General features: G+C 66.0%; 15 protein-coding genes and 2 tRNA genes. 7 read left to right on the plus strand and 10 right to left on the minus strand.

All coding sequences use genetic code 11. The features are described 5' to 3' along the window. Positions 1-4 precede the first annotated feature (4 nt). Positions 5-709, minus strand: coding sequence for a lipoyl(octanoyl) transferase LipB (gene lipB / locus IEW24_RS06885; protein WP_188576614.1), 705 nt, complete (start codon positions 707-709; stop codon positions 5-7). Between the two features lie 230 nt (positions 710-939). On the opposite strand from lipB, the gene IEW24_RS06890 reads away from it, so the two are divergent. Beyond that, positions 940-1,024, plus strand: a tRNA-Leu gene (locus IEW24_RS06890). Positions 1,025-1,206: 182 nt separating this feature from the next. Here the strand turns inward: IEW24_RS06890 and IEW24_RS06895 are convergent. Next, positions 1,207-2,388 carry a polysaccharide deacetylase family protein gene (locus tag IEW24_RS06895; RefSeq protein ID WP_188576615.1) on the minus strand — a complete coding sequence of 394 codons (1,182 nt, stop codon included), beginning with the start codon at positions 2,386-2,388 and terminating at the stop codon, positions 1,207-1,209. A 94-nt stretch (positions 2,389-2,482) separates the two neighbouring features. Continuing rightward, a complete protein-coding gene (locus tag IEW24_RS06900; RefSeq protein ID WP_373870032.1) occupies positions 2,483-3,229 on the minus strand; it encodes a polysaccharide deacetylase family protein in 747 nt (248 codons plus the stop codon). A 162-nt stretch (positions 3,230-3,391) separates the two neighbouring features. On the opposite strand from IEW24_RS06900, the gene mgtE reads away from it, so the two are divergent. From mgtE to IEW24_RS06920, 4 genes are all read left to right on the plus strand, one after another. Continuing rightward, positions 3,392-4,798 carry a magnesium transporter gene (mgtE, locus tag IEW24_RS06905; protein WP_188576617.1) on the plus strand — a complete coding sequence of 469 codons (1,407 nt, stop codon included), beginning with the start codon at positions 3,392-3,394 and terminating at the stop codon, positions 4,796-4,798. A gap of 193 nt (positions 4,799-4,991) precedes the next feature. After that, a complete protein-coding gene (locus tag IEW24_RS06910) occupies positions 4,992-7,067 on the plus strand; it encodes a putative bifunctional diguanylate cyclase/phosphodiesterase (RefSeq protein WP_188576618.1) in 2,076 nt (691 codons plus the stop codon). Between the two features lie 152 nt (positions 7,068-7,219). After that, the gene (locus IEW24_RS06915) at positions 7,220-8,392 is read left to right on the plus strand and encodes an isovaleryl-CoA dehydrogenase (RefSeq protein WP_188576619.1); all 1,173 of its coding nucleotides are present in this window, start codon (positions 7,220-7,222) and stop codon (positions 8,390-8,392) included. A 96-nt stretch (positions 8,393-8,488) separates the two neighbouring features. After that, the gene (locus IEW24_RS06920) at positions 8,489-9,304 is read left to right on the plus strand and encodes a YdcF family protein (RefSeq protein ID WP_188576620.1); all 816 of its coding nucleotides are present in this window, start codon (positions 8,489-8,491) and stop codon (positions 9,302-9,304) included. Positions 9,305-9,310: 6 nt separating this feature from the next. Here IEW24_RS06920 and IEW24_RS06925 read toward each other — a convergent pair whose 3' ends face one another. Continuing rightward, positions 9,311-9,610 (minus strand): DUF3253 domain-containing protein, encoded by a 300-nt coding sequence (locus IEW24_RS06925; RefSeq protein WP_188576621.1) that lies wholly within the window; start codon positions 9,608-9,610, stop codon positions 9,311-9,313. A gap of 415 nt (positions 9,611-10,025) precedes the next feature. Here IEW24_RS06925 and IEW24_RS06930 point away from each other — a divergent pair, with 415 nt between their 5' ends. After that, complete coding sequence (locus IEW24_RS06930) at positions 10,026-10,700, plus strand: glutathione S-transferase family protein (protein WP_188576622.1); 675 nt, start codon at positions 10,026-10,028, stop codon at positions 10,698-10,700. A gap of 47 nt (positions 10,701-10,747) precedes the next feature. Beyond that, positions 10,748-11,191, plus strand: a complete 444-nt coding sequence (locus IEW24_RS06935) for a DUF1489 family protein (RefSeq protein ID WP_188576623.1) — start codon at positions 10,748-10,750, stop codon at positions 11,189-11,191. Between the two features lie 376 nt (positions 11,192-11,567). Here the strand turns inward: IEW24_RS06935 and sseA are convergent, their stop codons facing one another. The 6 genes from sseA to IEW24_RS06965 form a co-directional block, all read right to left on the minus strand. Beyond that, positions 11,568-12,410: a 3-mercaptopyruvate sulfurtransferase gene (gene sseA / locus IEW24_RS06940; protein WP_188576625.1), complete on the minus strand. Its 843-nt coding sequence runs from the start codon at positions 12,408-12,410 to the stop codon at positions 11,568-11,570. A 41-nt stretch (positions 12,411-12,451) separates the two neighbouring features. Next, positions 12,452-13,483: a cysteine synthase A gene (locus IEW24_RS06945; protein WP_188576627.1), complete on the minus strand. Its 1,032-nt coding sequence runs from the start codon at positions 13,481-13,483 to the stop codon at positions 12,452-12,454. A gap of 74 nt (positions 13,484-13,557) precedes the next feature. After that, on the minus strand, positions 13,558-15,018 hold the full coding sequence (locus IEW24_RS06950) for a cryptochrome/photolyase family protein (protein ID WP_188576629.1): 1,461 nt from the start codon (positions 15,016-15,018) through the stop codon (positions 13,558-13,560). A gap of 111 nt (positions 15,019-15,129) precedes the next feature. Further along, positions 15,130-15,627, minus strand: coding sequence for a DUF3592 domain-containing protein (locus tag IEW24_RS06955; protein ID WP_188576631.1), 498 nt, complete (start codon positions 15,625-15,627; stop codon positions 15,130-15,132). Between the two features lie 239 nt (positions 15,628-15,866). Further along, positions 15,867-15,941, minus strand: a tRNA-Asn gene (locus tag IEW24_RS06960). A 147-nt stretch (positions 15,942-16,088) separates the two neighbouring features. Then, entirely contained in the window at positions 16,089-17,915 is a 1,827-nt protein-coding gene (locus IEW24_RS06965) for an ABC transporter ATP-binding protein (RefSeq protein WP_188576633.1), read from the minus strand. Between the last annotated feature and the right edge of the window lie 100 nt (positions 17,916-18,015).

Here is an 18,015-nt window from a genome sequence, read left to right on the forward strand (position 1 = left end):
GCCTTCACACCAGCGTCGTCGGCCCGAAGATTTCCTCGAACGCCACCCGCATCACGCTGTCCACCTCCGGCATGGAGACCAGCAGGCCGAGATCGGTGAAGCTGGTCACGCCGTGCTCACGGACGCCGCAGGGAACGATGCCCCCGAAATGGCTGAGGTCCGGGTCCACATTCAGCGAGACGCCGTGGAAGCTCACCCACTGGCGCACGCGGATGCCGATGGCGGCGATCTTGTCCTCCACGCCACCCTTGCGCGGCACCCACACGCCGACGCGGTCCTCGCGCCGCTCGCCGGTGATGTTGAAGGCGGACAGCGTGCCGATCAGCCAGGCCTCCAGCGCACCCACATAGCGGCGCAGGTCCTGATCGCGGCGCTTGAGGTCCAGCATCACATAGGCCACCCGCTGGCCGGGGCCGTGATAGGTGAACTGTCCGCCACGCCCGGTCTCAAAGACCGGGAATCGCTCGTCGATCAGGTCCTCCCGATGGGCGCTGGTGCCGGCGGTGTAGAGCGGGGGGTGCTCCAGCAGCCACACCTGCTCGGGCGCGGTGCCGGCGGCGATGGCGGCGGCGCGCGCCTCCATGGCGGTCAGGGCTTCAGGGTAGGGGACGGGTTCGTCGCTCACTTTCCATTCCACGGGCGGCGCGGCAGGATCGCGCGGCTTGAAAATGGTGGTGAGGGAGGAGCGGGGTCGGGACTGGACGTTCATGAAGGCCGGATCGGGTTCTACCAAGGGTCTGGAGGCGGATTCGCGGATCAGATTGCGGCAATCTGATCCGATCCGGCTCCTGATGGCGACGTGCCATCCACAGGCCTTCATATAGAACTGTCTTAAGCCGACTGTGAGCCCTTGTGGGGCGGGATTCGATTTGCTAGACGATGGCCCCCGGCGCCAGACGGACCCTTACGGGACTGACGGCGACGGATCCATCCCTGACTGCGGTCATGGCGGAATTGGTAGACGCGCTACCTTGAGGTGGTAGTGGGGAGACCCGTGGAGGTTCGAGTCCTCTTGACCGCACCAGTGGATGTTCAGGCTCTACCAATAGCCTGAAACAGCGAGGCGCCCTTCGGGGCGCCTTCGTCGTTTCTGGGGTCCGATTCTGCGGTTGCCCCAGGAAGGTCGGCCAAGGAAAACCAGCTCAAAGCCAGCTCCAAGAAAAAAGCCCGCCGGAAAGGCGGGCCTTTTTCTTCATGCTCTCGTCGTCACTGCCCGATCTTGCCGAAGGTGTCGTTCCACACCTTGGGCCAGAACTGCGTGAAGGGGTTGTTGTCCTGCGTACCCTCGCCATCCCCGGCCGCCGGCTGCGGAGATACGGGAGCGATGGGCTGGGGGCTGCTCACTGCCGCCTGCGCCTGCGCCTGCGCGGGCACGCCGGTGGCGGTGCGCGGCGCGGGGGCGGCCACGCGGGGCGTCGTGGGCGTCACGGGCTTGGCTGCGGTGGTCGCGCCCGGCGCCGGAGAAGGCTTTGCGGCGGTCGTGGAGGGCATGCGCCCGGAGGGCCCGGGGGAGGGCAGGCTGGCGGTCATGCCGGGGCCGGCCGGCACCACATGCACGATGCGGAAGCCCCGCGCCTTCAACTGGCGCAGCAGGTCCGGCAGCATGACGGCGGTGGAGGGCTGGATGTCATGCAGCAGCAGGATGCCGCCGCCGCGCGCCTCAAGGCGCTCCAGCGCGCGCTTTTCCACCTCATCCGGCTTCAGGTGCAGCCAGTCGTCGGCCACCGCATCCACGCTGAAGATGGCGAGGCCATGCTCCTGCGCATAAGCCTCATAGAATTTCGTGCGGCCAAGGCCGGGGAAGCGGAACCAGGGCTGCGTGACGCCGCCCACCGGCTTCAGCGCGACGCGCACCGAGGCAAAACCCTGCTCGATCTCCTGGATGCCGGCTTCCTGCGTCAGCTTGGGGAAGATCAGCGGATGGGTCTGGCTGTGGGTGCCGATGGTGTGGCCATCGGCCAGAATCTTCTGGACGATCTTGGGATGGGCGGCGGCCATGGTGCCGACGCTGAAGAAGGTGGCCTTCACGCACTCATGCGCCAGCGCATCCAGCACCCGGTTGGTCATGGGCGGCAGCGGGCCGTCGTCGAAGGTCAGCACCACCTCGCCCTTCTCCAGCGGCAGGGTCTGCTTGTACTGCAGGCGGCCGAGCATGGGGCTCGTCTTCGGGTCGATGGCGATGGTGCGCGCGGTGCCGATGGCGTCGGGATTGCCGGGGCAGCTGGAATCGCCCTGGGCCGCCGTCGTCGTGGGGGCCACCTTGGGGGCCGTTTCGGTCGGCGGGGGCAAGGTGGCGGGCCACTGGGGCTGGCCTTGGGCGAAGGCAGCGCCGATCAGCGCTGTGGAGGCGAACGTCGCGACGACGCCCGCAACAAGAATGGACCGCATGTGCCGATACCCGCGTGGCGCCGAGATGGGCGCAACTCCCCGTTCTGCGACAGTCTCGCCCGCACGCGGTGATGGCCGGTGGTCTGCGCTTGTTCTAGCGGGCCGTCGGCTGCTGACGCATGGGAACGATATGGACGATGTGATATCCGCGCTGAGCTAAAGCTCGCAAGAACGCCGGAATCATGGCCGCCGTCTGGGCCTTGGTGTCGTGGAACAGCACGATGCCTCGCCCGGCCGCGTCGAGCCGTTGCAGCACCAGCGCAAGTTCCTGTTCCGGCGTCATTTTATTCCAGTCGCTGGCCCAGAAATCCGCGCCGAAGACAGAAATGCCACGCCCCTGCAAATACGACAGCAGCTCCGGCGTGGCGGCAAATCCGGGAAAGCGGAAGAAGGGCACGCGCGGTTCCGCGCCGCTGATTCCATAAGCGGCCAGATCGTCCGCCGCCATGCCCGCCTCGATCTCACGGACAGCCGCCGCATGGGGCAGGCGGGCGAGGGTGGCGTCGGGATGGGTCATGCTGTGATGGGCGACCGTGTGGCCTTCCGCGATCTCGCGCCGCACCAGCTCCGGCCGCGCTTTCGCATTCTGGCCAATCAGGAAGAAGGTGGCCTTCACGCATTCCGCCTTCAGCGCGTCGAGGATGGCAGCGGTGGTTTGCGGCCATGGCCCGTCATCGAACGTCAGCACCACCTCGCCCGGCTGGAGCGGCAGCGTGCCGGGAAACGATTTCGTGCCCACCTGCACGCCCGCCGGAACCGCCATCACCCGCGCCGTTCCCAGCGCATCGGGACGACCGGGGCAGGCGGGCGCGGCCGCCTGCGGCTGAGCTTGCGCTGCCATGGGAAGAACAAGCGAAAGGGCGATCAGGATAAGGAAGGACAGCCCGACGCAACGCTCACGCATCTGGAAGCTCCGAATGTGCGTAGCAGGGTTTGCCTTCGCGCGGGCGTCCACCTAGAACGCCTCCACCTTCCGATCAATCCTGCCGTGAGGAGACGCGCCATGAGCGACGACGTCGAAGTCGCCCCCGCTGACGTGCTCGACTTGCCCGTTCGCGGCGAGGACGGAGGCATCGCGCCCGAATTCCTGGAGCTCGTATCGCGGGCCATCGCGGACAGCGATGCGGATGTGCTGCGCGCGCGCGTGCATGGGCTGCATGAAGCGGATGTCGGCGATCTCATCGAGGCCCTGCAGCCGGAGGAGCGCCCGCGCCTCATCGAGCTGATCGGCGCGGACTTCGACTTCACCGCGCTCACCGAGCTGGACGAGACGGTGCGCGTGCAGCTGCTGCACCAACTGCCGCCCCATGTGGTGGCGGCGGGCATCCGCAACCTCGATTCGGATGACGCGGTCTACATCCTCGAAGACCTGGACGAGGACGACAAGGCGGCCATCCTCGCCTTCATCCCGGCACCCGAGCGGGTGGCCCTGCTGCGCTCCCTCGATTATCCCGAGGAGAGCGCCGGCCGCCGCATGCAGACGGAGTTCATCGCCGTCCCGCCGTTCTGGACCGTGGGGCGCGCCATCGACTACATGCGCGAAACCGACGATCTGCCGGAAACCTTCTACGAAATCTTCGTCGTCGATCCCGCCTACCATCTCATGGGCGCCCTGCCGCTCGACCGCCTGCTGCGCACCAAGCGCTCCGTGCTCGTCACTGCCGTGAAGACCGAGCGGTCGTACGTCGTGAAGGCGAGCGAGGATCAGGAAGAAGTCGCGCGCATGTTCGAGCACTACAATCTGGTGTCGGCCCCGGTGGTGGACGATGCCGGGCGGCTGGTGGGCGTGATCACCGTCGACGACATCGTGGACGTGATCCAGGAGGAGGCCGACGAGGATCTGCGCGCCATGGCGGGCGTGGGCTCGGACGAAGAATTGTCCGATACGGTGGCTTATACGGCGCGGGGCCGCCTGCCGTGGCTGCTGGTCAATCTGCTGACCGCCTTCTTCGCCGCCTCGATCATCGACCTGTTCTCCGACTCCATCCAGCGCATGGTGGCGCTGGCCGTGCTGATGCCCATCGTTGCATCCATGGGTGGCAATGCGGGCAATCAGACCATGACGGTTGCGGTGAGGGCGCTCGCCACCAAGGATCTGGGCAGCCACAATGCCCGGCGCGTGGTGGTGCGCGAGGTGCTGGTCGGCCTTTGCAACGGCTGCGTGCTGGCGGTTCTGCTCGGCGCAATTGCCGCACTCTGGTTTGCCAACTGGCAGTTGGGCGGCGTGATCGCCAGCGCGCTGGTCATCAACATGTTGGCGGCCGGACTTTTCGGCATCCTGATCCCCATCGTCATTCACCGTTTCAAGCTCGATCCGGCGGTCGCATCGGGGGTCTTCGTGACAACTGTTACCGATACGGTAGGATTTCTTGCGTTCCTAGGCTTGGCTTCCTTGTGGTTTCGGGGTTGATGGTAACTAAATCTACTGTTCCTCAGGCAGGTCCCCTTTCAGGAGGGAGCCCCAGCCCGTAGAACGGCGGCAACGGGCCATTTCGGTCTCTCCGGCCTGGACAGAGGCGACCATTCCCAGCTCGCTCAAGCCCCGCGCTCCGCGCGCCCTCATCTGGCCGTTCGCCGCGATCCTGGTGATCACGGCGGCGCTGGTGTCGCTGCTCGTCTGGGCGCTCTTTCAGAACGAGACCGCCGGCGAGGCGCAGGAGCGCGAGGTCGTTCGCTCCTTCCTGGCCGCGCGCTCCTCCTACATGCTGCAAGCCCTGGATGCTGTGTCCGAACGGACGCAGCAGGCCGAGGCGGCAAGAGGCGGCCTGACCGTCACAGAAGTGCGCGAGTCGCTGGCCGAGCCGCTGCGGGAGACCTTTGGTTTCGAGCACGCATTCGTGCTCAACAAGGACGGCAGCCTCCTGTTTGCCTCGGCACGGGGCAAGGAACTGAGCGGCGCGGAGCAGGCCCGCATCGCCCCATTGCTCAAGACGCTCTCGGGCACGGTCGGCAGCCGGAACGAAGCGACGGGTGTGGTGGACCAGGGCGGCATCGCCGGTCTCGTGGCCATACGCGTTCTGGACAGTTCGCAGGTGGCGGCGAGCGTCGTGGCCATTGACGATCTGAACAGCGATCTCTTCAGCGCGCTCGGCAAGCCGTTCGATCCTGCCGCGTTCACTCTGGCCGAAGGGACACAGTTCAAGGGCCTGAACAGCGTGTCCATGGCTGACATGGCCGATGGCCATGGCCTCGTGCTCGCCTGGCCGGCGGCGCGCCATGAAGCCAGCGCCCTGTCCCGCGTCGCGCCCTCGGTGGCCATCCTGTCGCTCCTGCTCCTGCTGCTGTGCATCGGGATGCTGATCCATGCCCGGCGCGGTGCGGCGGCGCTTGTTCGGAGCGAGGCGGAGGCGAGCCAGCTTGCCTCCCGCGACAGCCTGACCGGGCTGCCGAACCGCGTCCAGTTCCTGGCCGAGCTTGAGCGCGCCATCACCGACCTGCCGCCGGGCGACCTGCTGGCGGTGATGTTCATCGACCTCGACGGCTTCAAGGACATCAACGATACGCTCGGCCATTCCTACGGCGATGCGCTGCTGCGGACGGTGGGGGATCGACTCAGCAAGGGCCTGATCGGCCGCAGCGTGGCGGCGCGCTTCGGCGGCGACGAGTTCGTGCTGATGACCCGCGCGCCCGATAATGATCGCATCTCGCAGCAGATCGACATGGTGATGCGCGCCCTGCACGATCCCGTGGTGGTGGAAGGCGTCACCCTCTCCGTCGCCGCCTCCGTCGGCGTGGCTCTGGCGCCGGAAGACGCCAATAACGTGCCGGATCTCCTGCGTCGTGCCGACATCGCGCTTTATCGCGCCAAGTCGCGGCGCCGGGGCGGGGCGGTGCGGTTCGAGCCGCAATTCGAGCGTGAGCTGAAGCGCCGCCGCAGCCTGGAAATCGAGCTGGCCGACGCGCTGGAACACGAGCAGTTCTCGCTGGTCTTCCAGCCGGAAATCGATGTGGAGACCCGGCGGATCGTCGGTTTCGAGGCCCTGCTGCGCTGGGATCATCCCGGCCGTGGCCGCCTGCTGCCGGTGGACTTCCTCTGGGTGGCCGAGGGCACAACGCTCATCACCCGCATCGACAGCTGGGTGCTGCGCACCGCCTGCATGCAGGCACGCGATCTAGGTGACGTGACGCTTGCGGTCAACATGTCGCCGGTCACGCTGCGTCATGCCGGCGTCGCCGACGAGGTGATGCGCATTCTGGAGGAGACGGGTTTCCCGCCGCACCGGCTGGAGATCGAGATCACCGAAACCGCCATCATCGGCGAGGCCCGCGAGATTACCGACGTTCTTGCGCGCCTGCGCAATTCCGGCATCCGTCTGGCGCTGGACGACTTCGGCACCGGCCATGCCTCGCTGCTGCATGTCCGCAACCTGCCGGTCAGCAAGATCAAGATCGACCGCACCTTCATCTGCAACCTCGGCGTGGCGCGGGATGCGGCATCGATCGTGGAATATGTGGTGCGGCTGGGCCGCTCTCTCGGCATCACCCTGACCGCCGAGGGCGTGGAGACCGAAGAGCAACTGCGCTTCCTGCGCGCGTTCGGCGCCCAGCAGGCACAGGGCTATCTGTTCTCGGCGCCGCTGCCGGTGGAGGCTGCCACTGCCATGCTGGAAGCCAACCGCAAGGCCTTCCCCGCGCTGGTGCGCCCCTGGCGGCGTACGGTCAGCGAGCGTCTGGTCTGATCTGACGACGCCCACGGGACGCACCGCGCGCGTCCCGTCTCTTTCCTTTCCTGTCAGCGATGTCCTGTTCTACCATTCCGCGTATCGGGCCGCAGAAGCCCGCGCTGAATGGATCAAGGGCGACATACGGACGCCCGCTGGGAGAGGAACGCATGCTCGCCAATACGCACAATGGCTTCGATTTCCAGCTCGGCGAGACCGCCGGCATGCTGCGCGACACGGTTCGCGACTTCTCGCAGGACAAGATCGCGCCGCGCGCCGAGGAGATCGACCGCTCGAACCAGTTTCCCCGTGATCTCTGGCCGCAGCTTGGCGAACTTGGGCTGCTTGGCCTGACGGTGGAAGAGGAGTTCGGCGGCTCGGGCCTCGGCTATCTCGATCATGTCATCGCCATGGAAGAGATCAGCCGCGCCTCGGCATCGGTGGGCCTGTCCTATGGCGCCCATTCCAACCTGTGCGTGAACCAGCTTCGCCGCAACGGCACCGAGGCGCAGAAGCGCAGGTATCTGCCCAAGCTCATTTCGGGTGAGCATGTGGGCGCGCTCGCCATGTCGGAGCCGGGGGCGGGATCGGACGTGGTGTCCATGCGCACCCGCGCCGACAAGCATGGCGACCGCTATGTGCTCAACGGATCCAAGATGTGGATCACCAACGGCCCGATCGCCGAAACGTTGGTGGTCTACGCCAAGACCGATCCGGCAGCAGGCTCGCGGGGGATCACCGCCTTCCTGATCGAGAAGGGCTTCAAGGGTTTCTCGACCGCGCAGAAGCTGGACAAGCTGGGCATGCGTGGCTCCGACACCTGCGAACTGGTGTTCGAGGATTGCGAGGTGCCGGAGGAGAATGTGCTGGGTCAGGTGGGGCGCGGCGTCAACGTGCTCATGTCCGGGCTCGACTATGAGCGGGCGGTGCTTGCCGGCGGTCCGCTGGGCATCATGCAGGCCTGCATGGATGTGGTGATGCCCTATGTCCACGAGCGCAAGCAGTTCGGCCAGTCCATCGGCACCTTCCAGCTGATGCAGGGCAAGATCGCCGACATGTATGTGACGATGAATTCCGTCAAAGCCTATGTCTATGCGGTGGCCAAGGCCTGTGACCTTGGCCGGACCACGCGCGAGGACGCGGCGGGCGCCATTCTCATCGCGGCCGAGAAGGCCACCTGGATGGCGCTGGAGGCGATCCAGACGCTGGGCGGCAACGGCTATATCAACGACTATCCCACCGGCCGCCTGCTGCGGGACGCCAAGCTCTATGAGATTGGCGCCGGCACCAGTGAAATTCGTCGCATGCTTATCGGCCGGGAATTGTTCGAAAAAACCGCCTGAGCCCTTGCGCTCCCGCGTCGGGCGTTTCACTACGCCCGCAGTGTTTTGTGTCGCCTTACCATAACACCTTAGGTCGGGCGGCGACGCGGGTGTCGCATGGATTCGTTTTTCACCGTTTCGAAGGTGGGTTGGCTTCTGGCCGCGCCCTCGAACCTGTTGATGTTCGTTCTGCTGCTGGGCTTCCTGCTGCGGGTCGCGGATGTGCGGCGGCCGGCCTTCGCCCTCGTGGCTCTGTCCGCGCTCGGTCTGCTTGTGTGCGGTTTCTCTCCGCTGGCGAACCATCTGGTGTCGCCGCTGGAGGAGCGGTTTCCGCCCTTCAAGGCCGATGGCCGGCCAGTGGAGGGGATCATCCTGCTCGGCGGCTCGGAAGTGCCGGACGTGGCGCTGGCGCGGGGCGTGCCGGCCCTCAATGATGCGGGTGAGCGGATGCTTGCCTTCGCCATGCTGGCCCGCACCTATCCTGATGCGCGCCTCGCTTTCTCCGGCGGCAGTGCCGATCTCGATACGGACGGACAGATGGAAGCGGACGCGGTGCGTCTCGCGCTGGGCGATCTCGGCGTGGACCTATCCCGCGTAACCTTCGAGCGTCGCTCACGCAATACGGCCGAAAACGCGGCCTTTACCCGCCAGCTGATTCAGCCCCAGCCCGGCGAGCGCTGGCTGCTGGTCACATCCGCCTTCCACATGCCCCGCGCGGTGGGCTGCTTCCGGCAGGTGGGATTTCCGGTGACGGCCTATCCGGTGGACTACCGGACCATCTCGCCGAAGGCGCTGGATGGCCCGTTCCCGCGCATCGCCATGGGGCTGGATCTGACGGACCTTGCCGCCAAGGAATGGCTTGGCCTGCTGGCCTATTATCTGTCGGGCCGCATTCCGGTGCTGTTTCCCGCACCGGACGCCGCCGCCAACTGACCTGCCTTATTCGTCGCGCGGAACACCGAGGCGGTAGACGCCGCGGAAGTCGGACGGATCCACCGGCTTGCCCTTGCGATAGATGATGAGCCGGCCCTCCTGCGCGAGGCGCACAGCCACGCGGCGCACGATCGGCAGCACGCGCTGCCAGCCGTCGCCCGTGGAGAGCGCGCGGGCGGCCTGCGTGGGGTCGATGCTCTTCATCTCCGCGCGGGCGAGCTCAAGGATGGTAGCTTCCACCTCGGCCTCGGAGGGCAGGGCAGTGGCCTGGGGAGAAGCGTCGGGAATGGGCGTTTGCTCGGTCATGGCGCCCTCGTGGCATTGGAGCGTTTCAGATGCAAGCCGGCCCGGCGTGAGCGGCGCAGTGTGAGCTGCGAGCTTTACGCAAGGCAGCTATGATAGGTTGTGGGCTACGGTCCCGCGTTGGTTGCGTCTAATGTCACGTTTCCTTAACTAAAGTGACAAGTCGCTGTGTGCTCCCTCCGGAGCGGCACGCGTGTGTGTCTGAACAGGGTCCATCGTCTCATCATGAGCGCATCGAACGGACGGTCGTGCTGGTGCTTCGCGCGCCTCGCACTGACGGCTTTTGGGCTGGGTATCGCAATCGTCTACGTATTCGGCGGGTTTGATCTCCAGACCATCGCCATGCGCTGAACCGATCAGGAAGGATTAGGATATCCTCCGCAAGGCGCCGGATATCCGGCCATCGGGGGAGAGCCGCATGTCCTTCACGCTGATCATCGGCAACAAGACATATTCCTCCTGGTCGCTGCGTCCCTGGCTGGCTTTGTCCGCCGCCGGCGTGCCCTTCCAGGAGAAGCTGCTGCCGCTGGGCTCGGACATGTTCCGGGAGACCTTGGCCGAGTTCGGCACCTCGGGCCGCGTCCCTCTGCTACTGGATGGCGAGGTGAAGGTCTGGGAGAGCCTTGCCATCATCGATCATGTGGCCGAGCGCCATCCCGACCGGCCCATCTGGCCGCAGGATCCTGCCGCTCGGGGCATGGCGCGGTCCATCGCGGCGGAAATGCATGCGGGCTTCCAGGCGCTGCGCAACGAACTGCCCATGAACCTTGCCCGCCCGCCGGAGACGCGCGCGATCACCAGCAAGGCGGCGGCGGATGTCAGTCGCATCCTGTCCATCTTCGTCGAAGCGCGGCGCCGGTTCGGTGCCGATGGCCCGTTCCTGTTCGGCCGTTTCTGCGCAGCGGATGCCATGTTCGCACCAGTCGCCACGCGCCTCGCCACCTATATGGTTCCCCTCGATCCCATAAGCGAATCCTATGTGCAGGCGATCCTCGCCCAGCCGGATTTCGTGCGCTGGCGCGAGGCCGCGCTGAAGGAAGAGTGGGTGGTGGCCGAGGACGAGGTGGACTGGCCGGAGGTCAAGCGCTTCTGATCACCGCCGCTTCCGCTTAAGTCCCATCCCCCCGATCGAGTCGCCTCATGACCACCCCGTTGCATCTCCTGAAACTCTGCGTTGGCGCCACCTCCGTGGCGGATCTGGAAGAGTGGATCGAACTACGCCTCGCGCAACGCAAGGCCGCCCGCGAGCCCGTCGAGCAATGGCACACCACGCGCATGGTGCCGACGCGGGTGGACGAACTGATCAACGGCGGTTCGCTCTATTGGGTGATCAAGGGCGAGATTCTGTGCCGGCAGACGCTGGTGGATGTGCGCCCGTTCACGGACGGGGAGGGCATCCGCCGCTGCCACCTCGTGCTGGACCCTGAGGTGATCAAGGTTTCGCCTCGCCCCTCGCGACCGTTTCAGGGCTGGCGCTATCTGAAGGACAAGGAGAAGCCTGCGGATCTCAATGCGGGCAGAGGGGGCGGCGAGGCGCTGCCCGAGGAGATGCAGCGGGAATTGCGTGCGCTCGGCCTGATGTGAGGCGCTGAACGCGCGAAAGGTGATTTCGAAAATTCAGAAGGGCCCCACGCAGAACGTGGGGCCCTTCCTCATTCGCGGCCAGCCTGGGGGGGAGTTAACCGGCCTGCGAATTCCAGCAAGGCCACACATCCGACCCGTTCAGCCGTATATGCCCACCTGCGCATCCTTATGCATCCTATACGTGCGGGGCTACCGCCCGGATCATATGCGCAATGAACAATCTCCAGCCGCCAAGGTTCCCGTGCAACCGCATCTTACCGCCTTATAGGTGGCGTTGGGGCCCTTGTCATTGGCGGTAGAGGTAATATTTGGTTCTCCAGAAAGATTGCGACCCGTAAAACCTGATCTCAGGGTTGTGCTGGTCGCGGGGTCGGTTTCACCCGGCGTCAGTCACGACCGGCTTGCCGCTCGAGCCCCATTCCGTCCAGGAGCCATCATACAGGGCGAGGGGCGTCTTGCCGATGCTCTCCAGTGCCACCCAGAGAATGGCAGCTGTGACGCCGGATCCACAAGAGGTGATGACCGGGCGATCCAGATCGACGCCAGAGGTGTCCAGCGCTGCCCGCAGTTCGTTCTCCGGGATGATCGCGCCGCTGCGCACCACCTTGGAGGACGGCAGGTTGAGGGCGCCGGGCATGTGGCCCGAGGGAATGCCGGGGCGCAGCTCCGGCACGCTGCCGGAGAAGCGGTCGTTCGGGCGGGCATCGAGCACCTGCGCCGAACGGTCGGCCAGCGTCTGCTCCACGCGGCCGATGTCCGCGACCATGGCGGCATTCAGCGTGGCCTTGAAGGACGCGGGGGCGGGGCTGGCTGCGCCGGCTTCAGTCGGGCGCCCTTCGGCGATCCATGCAGGCAGGCCGCCTTCCAGCAGCAGCACGTCGCTGGCACCGAACACCTTGAAGGTCCACCACACGCGCGGGGCCGAGAACAGGCCGGCACCGTCATAGACCACGATGCGCTTGCTCTCCGAAATGCCGAGCGCGCCGACCGCCGCCGCGAAGGCCTCGGCGCTCGGGAGCATGTGGGGCAGGTCGGTGTTCGGGTCCGAGATGCCGTCGAGATCGAAGAAGACCGCGCCGGGAACATGCCGCTCCAGATACTCCGCCTTCCCGTTGCGGCCTGCCGCCGGGAGATACCAGGAGGCATCCACCACCACGAGGTCCGGCTGCCCCAGTTGCCCGGCCAGCCATTCGGTGGAGACGAAGAGGGGAGCAGTCATGACGCAGCCTTCACACAGTGCAGGAGATCGGGGAGGGGAACTCAGACGAGAACGTTGGGCACATCCGCCTTGGCTTCCAGCCATGCCGGCACCGGCAGGGCCTTGGAGCGCAGGAATTCCGGATTGAACAGCTTGGACTGGTAGCGTGTGCCGTAGTCGCACAGGATGGTTACGATGGTATGGCCGGGGCCGAGCTTGCGCGCCAGTCGGATGGCGCCGGCCACATTGATGCCGGACGAGCCGCCGAGGCACAGGCCCTCGTGCTCCAGCAGGTCGAACACGATCGGCACGGCTTCCTCGTCGGGAATCTGGAAGGCGTGGTCCACGGGCGCGCCCTCAAGGTTCGCCGTGATGCGGCCCTGCCCGATGCCCTCGGTGATGGAGGAGCCTTCGGCGTGCAGTTCGCCGGTGGTGTAATAGGAATAGAGCGCGGCGCCCAAGGGGTCGGCCAGCGCGATCTGGACGTCCTTGTTGCGCTCCTTCAGCGCGATGCCGACGCCGGCAAAGGTGCCGCCGGTACCCACCGCGCTCACGAAGCCATCCACCTTGCCGTCGGTCTGGTCCCAGATCTCCGGGGCGGTGGTGTCCATATGGGCCTGCCGGTTGGCCACATTGTCGAACTGGTTGGCCCAGATGGCGCCATGGGTGGCGGTCTTGGCGATGGCCTCGGCGAGGCGGCCGGAGACCTTCACGTAGTTGTTCTCGTTGGAATAGGCCACGGCCGGCACCTCCACCAGCGTGGCGCCGGCGAGCCGCAGCATGTCCTTCTTTTCCTGGGACTGGGTCTCGGGAATGACGATGACGGTCTTGAAGCCGAAGGGCGCGGCCACCAGTGCGAGGCCGATGCCGGTGTTGCCGGCGGTGCCTTCCACGATGATGCCGCCTGGCTCGATCTGCTTCTTCGCGATGGCATCCTGAATGATGCCGAGCGCCGCCCGATCCTTCACCGACTGGCCGGGATTCATGAACTCGGCCTTGCCCAGAATGGTGCAGCCAGTGAGTTCGGAAGCCTTCTTCAGTTTGATGAGCGGGGTGTGTCCAATGGAATCTACGAGCCCGTCACGGAAATTCATGGAAAACCACCCCACTGTTCGGGTGACAAACTAACCAACGGGCGATGCGGCGGCAACAGCAGAGCTGAGCCAGCTCAGCCGGCCGCGCGCGTGTCCTTGCGGGTGTGCTCGAAAGCGCGCAGGGCGCGATCCCGCGCTGCCGCGTGATCGACGATGGGGCGGGGATAGGTAATGCCGAGCCGCACGCCTGCCTGCGCCAGTTCGAGCCCGCCCGCTTCCCACGGCTTGTGGATGAGGTTGCGGGGCAGATGGGCCAGTTCCGGCACATAGGTGCGCACATAGTCGCCCTTAGGGTCGAACTTTTCGCCCTGGAGCACCGGATTGAATATGCGGAAGTAGGGGGCGGCGTCTGCGCCGGAACCCGCCACCCATTGCCAACTGGCCGGATTGTTGGCGGGGTCCGCATCCACCAGCGTGTCCCAGAACCAGCTTTCGCCCTCCGTCCAGTGCAGCAGCAGGTGCTTGCAGAGGAAGGAGGCGACGATCATGCGCACCCGGTTGTGCATCCAGCCGGTCTGCCAAAGCTGGCGCATGCCGGCGTCCACGATGGGGTAGCCGGTCAGGCCGCGCCGCCATGCCTTCAGATCGCCGGAGCATTCCCGCCACGGGAAGGCATCGAAATTGGCTTGCAGGTTGCGCCGGGCGAGATCCGGCACGGCATGCAGGAGGTGGTACGAGAATTCCCGCCAGTAGAGCTCGGATTCGAACTTGCGCGCGTCCGCCATGGGTGCGGTTCCGGCCTCGCCCGCATGCAGCACGGCGGCGAGCGCCTGGCGAGGCGAAATCTCGCCGAACCGCAAATAGGGCGAAAGGCGGGAGACATGGATCTGGTCCGGCCGATCGCGCCCTTCTGCATAGCCCGACAGACCGCCGTCAATGAAATCGGACATCACCTCATGCGCGGCCGCCTCGCCGGGCTTCCAGCTCTCGCGCAGGCCGCCGGCCCAGTCCGGTTTTGAGGGTTCCAACTGCCAGCTGTCGAGATCCTCGCTCTCCAGCCGGGTCTTGAGACCGGTGAGGGAAGGCGCGCGCTGCGGCAGGGGCGCGGGCCGGTCGCGGAGGGCAGAGCGCTGGAAGGCCGAGAAGGTGCGTGGCATGCCGCCGGCCTGTGTCCGCACGCTGCCCGGCTGGTGCAGGAGCTGGCCGAGATGCCGCTCCACGGCACAGCCCTGTTTTTCGAGCAGGGCCTCGACCTCGTCGTCGACGCGCGCTTCGGCCCGGCCGGCGCGACGGTTGAAGGCGACCACTTCACAGCCGGCCGCCCTCGCCACCTCGGGCACCACCCGCGCAGCCGGCCCTTGCCGCAGCACGAGCTGGACCTTCGATCTCGCCAGCGCCGCACCGAGGGCGCGCAGGGATCCGGCCAGCCACCAGCGGGCTGCACCGCCCATGTCGCGCAGGCCGGCGCTGTCCTCGTCCAGCACATAGAGCGCAATCACCGGCCTGCCGCCCTGGGCGGCAGCGGTGAGGGCGGGATTGTCAGACAGGCGAAGATCGTCGCGGAACCACATGAGGGCAGGGGTGGTGTCGGTCATAAGCGTCCTCCCTGCGGCACCGCCAGGGGCGGGCTCCTGCTACATGGGGTGTCAGGTCATCATACGCTCGCGACGTGATCCGGGTCACGCCGCGCCGTGTCGCGGTGGCTGTTACCGGGATGCAGCTTCATCCGGTAATGGGGCGGATTCGTCCTTCGTGCTCTTGCCTGCGGCTTTCTTCCGGCGCGGAGCCGGCTCTGCAAAGGCAACCACCATGATGGTGGACAGCACCACGAAGGTGCCGCCGATGCCGCCGAGAATGAGCGTGGTGCCCCAGAGTTCCCAGAAGGTGGTGATCACCGCATCCTGCGGGTCGTCCCGCAGATAGGCGACGGGGACGACCTCGCCGCGCGAGAAGCGGGCGGGGCGGGAGCGCCATTTCGTGGTGAAGACGATCTCCCGGCCCTCGGCGGTCTCGAACCGCACCACGGGGCTGTAGAGATAGCAATTGCGGCAATCGGAATCGCGAAAGCGCTCCAGGCGCAGCACCACGCCGGGGGCGCTTTCCGCATCGATCAGGAAGGCATTCTTGTGCCATGTCACCGCGCCGCCGATCGCAAGGACGATGACGCCAATCGACGCAAACATCATCGGGAAAAGACGATCCATGGGGCACGTACTCCCGGTGGGGCTGGGACAAGGGTATGTGCGCCGCAGCGTCACGGAAGGGGAGGGCCGGAAGCAGGGCCGGCACGAAGCAGCGCTCAAGCTAACGCTCGACGGGGCCATTCCGTTGCGTCGCAAGGAGAATTTTATGAATGGGGTAAGGGAGGGCCAGCGAACGGTTGGCGTGCCATGCCCAGAATCGAAAAGGGACCGAGCTTCTTCAAGCTCGATCCCTTCGAATGTGGCTCCCCGGGCCGGATTCGAACCAGCGACCAACCGGTTAACAGCCGGTTGCTCTACCACTGAGCTACCGGGGAACGGGTGTCTCTCAACCCGAGGCCGGCGATATAGCAACCGGTTGGCGGCTTGTGAAGCCGGACAATCAGGATTTCTCGATTGTTCGCACCAAGTCGGTGGATATCTCTCGGAAATCCAGTCTTGCCATGGGGCCCGTATGTGGCCCGTCAGGCGCTCAGCAGGGCTTCTCCCTGAGGTTCGGCCCCCGCCTCGCCCTCATGGGCGAACTGAATCTGGTAGAAATTGTAATAGCGGCCACGCCGCGCCATCAGTTCGTCGTGGCGCCCGCTCTCCAGAATGCGGCCCTGTTCCACCACGCAGATCTTGTCTGCCCGCACCACGGTCTGCAGACGGTGCGCGATGACGATGGTGGTGCGGCTGGACTGCAGTTTCTGCAGCGCCTTCTGCACCTCCGCCTCCGACTCGCTGTCCAGCGCGGCGGTGGCCTCGTCGAGGAGGAGGATGGGGGCGTTCTTCAGGAAGGCGCGGGCGATGGCGATACGCTGGCGCTGGCCGCCGGAGAGCTGGGCGCCGTGTTCGCCCACCGGCGTGTCATAGCCCTGCTCGAAGCCCATGATGAAGTCATGCGCATAGGCGGCCTTCGCTGCAGCGACGATCTCCTCCTCGGTCGCGCCCTCGCGGCCGAAGCCGATGTTCTCCCGCACGGAGCCGGAGAACAGATACACGTCCTGACTCACCAGCGCCGTATGGGTGCGCACGGACTGGCGGTTGAACGCCGTCACGTCGTGGCCGTCGATGGCAACCGTGCCGGCGGAGGGCGTGAAGAAGCGTTCGATAAGGCTGATGACGGTGCTCTTGCCGCCGCCCGAGGGGCCGACCAGCGCCGTGGTCTGGCCGGGCTCGGCAACGAAATCGAAGCCGCGCAAAACCTTTTCGTTGTCGCGATAGCCGAACTCCACCTGATCGAAGGTCACGCGGCCGGGGCCGGCGGGGAGATCGGGGAGGGTCTTCTCCTCGGCTTCCGGCGCCCGCATGTCGAGCAGCTCGAACAGCATGTGCGCGCCGATCACGTGAGCCGCGAGGTCCACGTTGAAGCGGGCGAGACGCTTGGCCGGCTCATAGGCCAGCAGCAGAGCGGTGAGCACGGAGAAGAACTCGCCAGGGCTCTTGCCGGCGAACATCACGTTGTAGCCGGCATAGAGGATGACGCCGCCGATGGCGAAGCCGCCCAGCGTCTCCATGAGCGGGCTGGACTTGGCCTGGGTACGCACCAGCTTGTTCGCCGCGCGCTCCACGTCGTCGATGTAGGTGTGCACCCGCACCCGCATGGTGTCTTCCAGCGTGTAGGCCTTCACCGTGCGCATGCCCTGAATCACCTCCAGCGAGATGGCCGAGAGCTTGATGCCGCTGGCGAATTCCTTGCGGAAGATGTTCTTCGCCTTCTTGATCAACTTGCGGGTGCCGATCACCGCCGCCGGCATCAGCACCAGCGCCACGAGGGCCAGCATGGGATCCTGAATGACCGCCACCATCACAAGGACGACGAGGGACAGAAGGTCGCGGCCAATGGAGGTGATGACGAGGTTAAGGGCGTCGCGGGCGGCATTGGCGCCGGCCTGCAGGCGCATGGAAATCTCGGCGGTGTGCCGGATGGCGTAGAAGGAGACCTCCTGCCCGAGCAGGTGATCGAAGGCCTTCTTCTGATTATCGGCCACGATGCGGTTGCCGACGCGGGCCATGGTGATGTTCTGGCCGTAGGCAGAGGCGCCCTTGATGACGGAGAGGGCCATGACGCCCAGCGCCACGCCCCAGACGCCCCAGAAGGTCGGATGCACGAAGATGGAATTCACCGCATCGCGCATCAGCCAGGCCATGCCGCCGGTGGAAAGCGCCATGAAGCCCATGAAGGCAAAGGCCGTGGCATAACCCTTCCAATGCTTGACGCCGTCCGCGAGGAACAGGCGTTGAAGGACGCGGAAGCTCTCGTCCTTGGCCAAGGACGCGCGCAGGCGCTCCAACGGTCCGAAGCTCATGAATATCTCCAGGCGCGGGCTTTCGCGCGCCGATCCATCAACCGCCAACCCGGCGGCAAGTCAATTGTCGCGGCAACCGCTGTCGCGAGCAGTCATCCCG

Origin of the sequence: Azorhizobium oxalatiphilum, from assembly GCF_014635325.1 — a bacterium.
Classification (GTDB): Bacteria; Pseudomonadota; Alphaproteobacteria; order Rhizobiales; family Xanthobacteraceae; genus Azorhizobium; species Azorhizobium oxalatiphilum.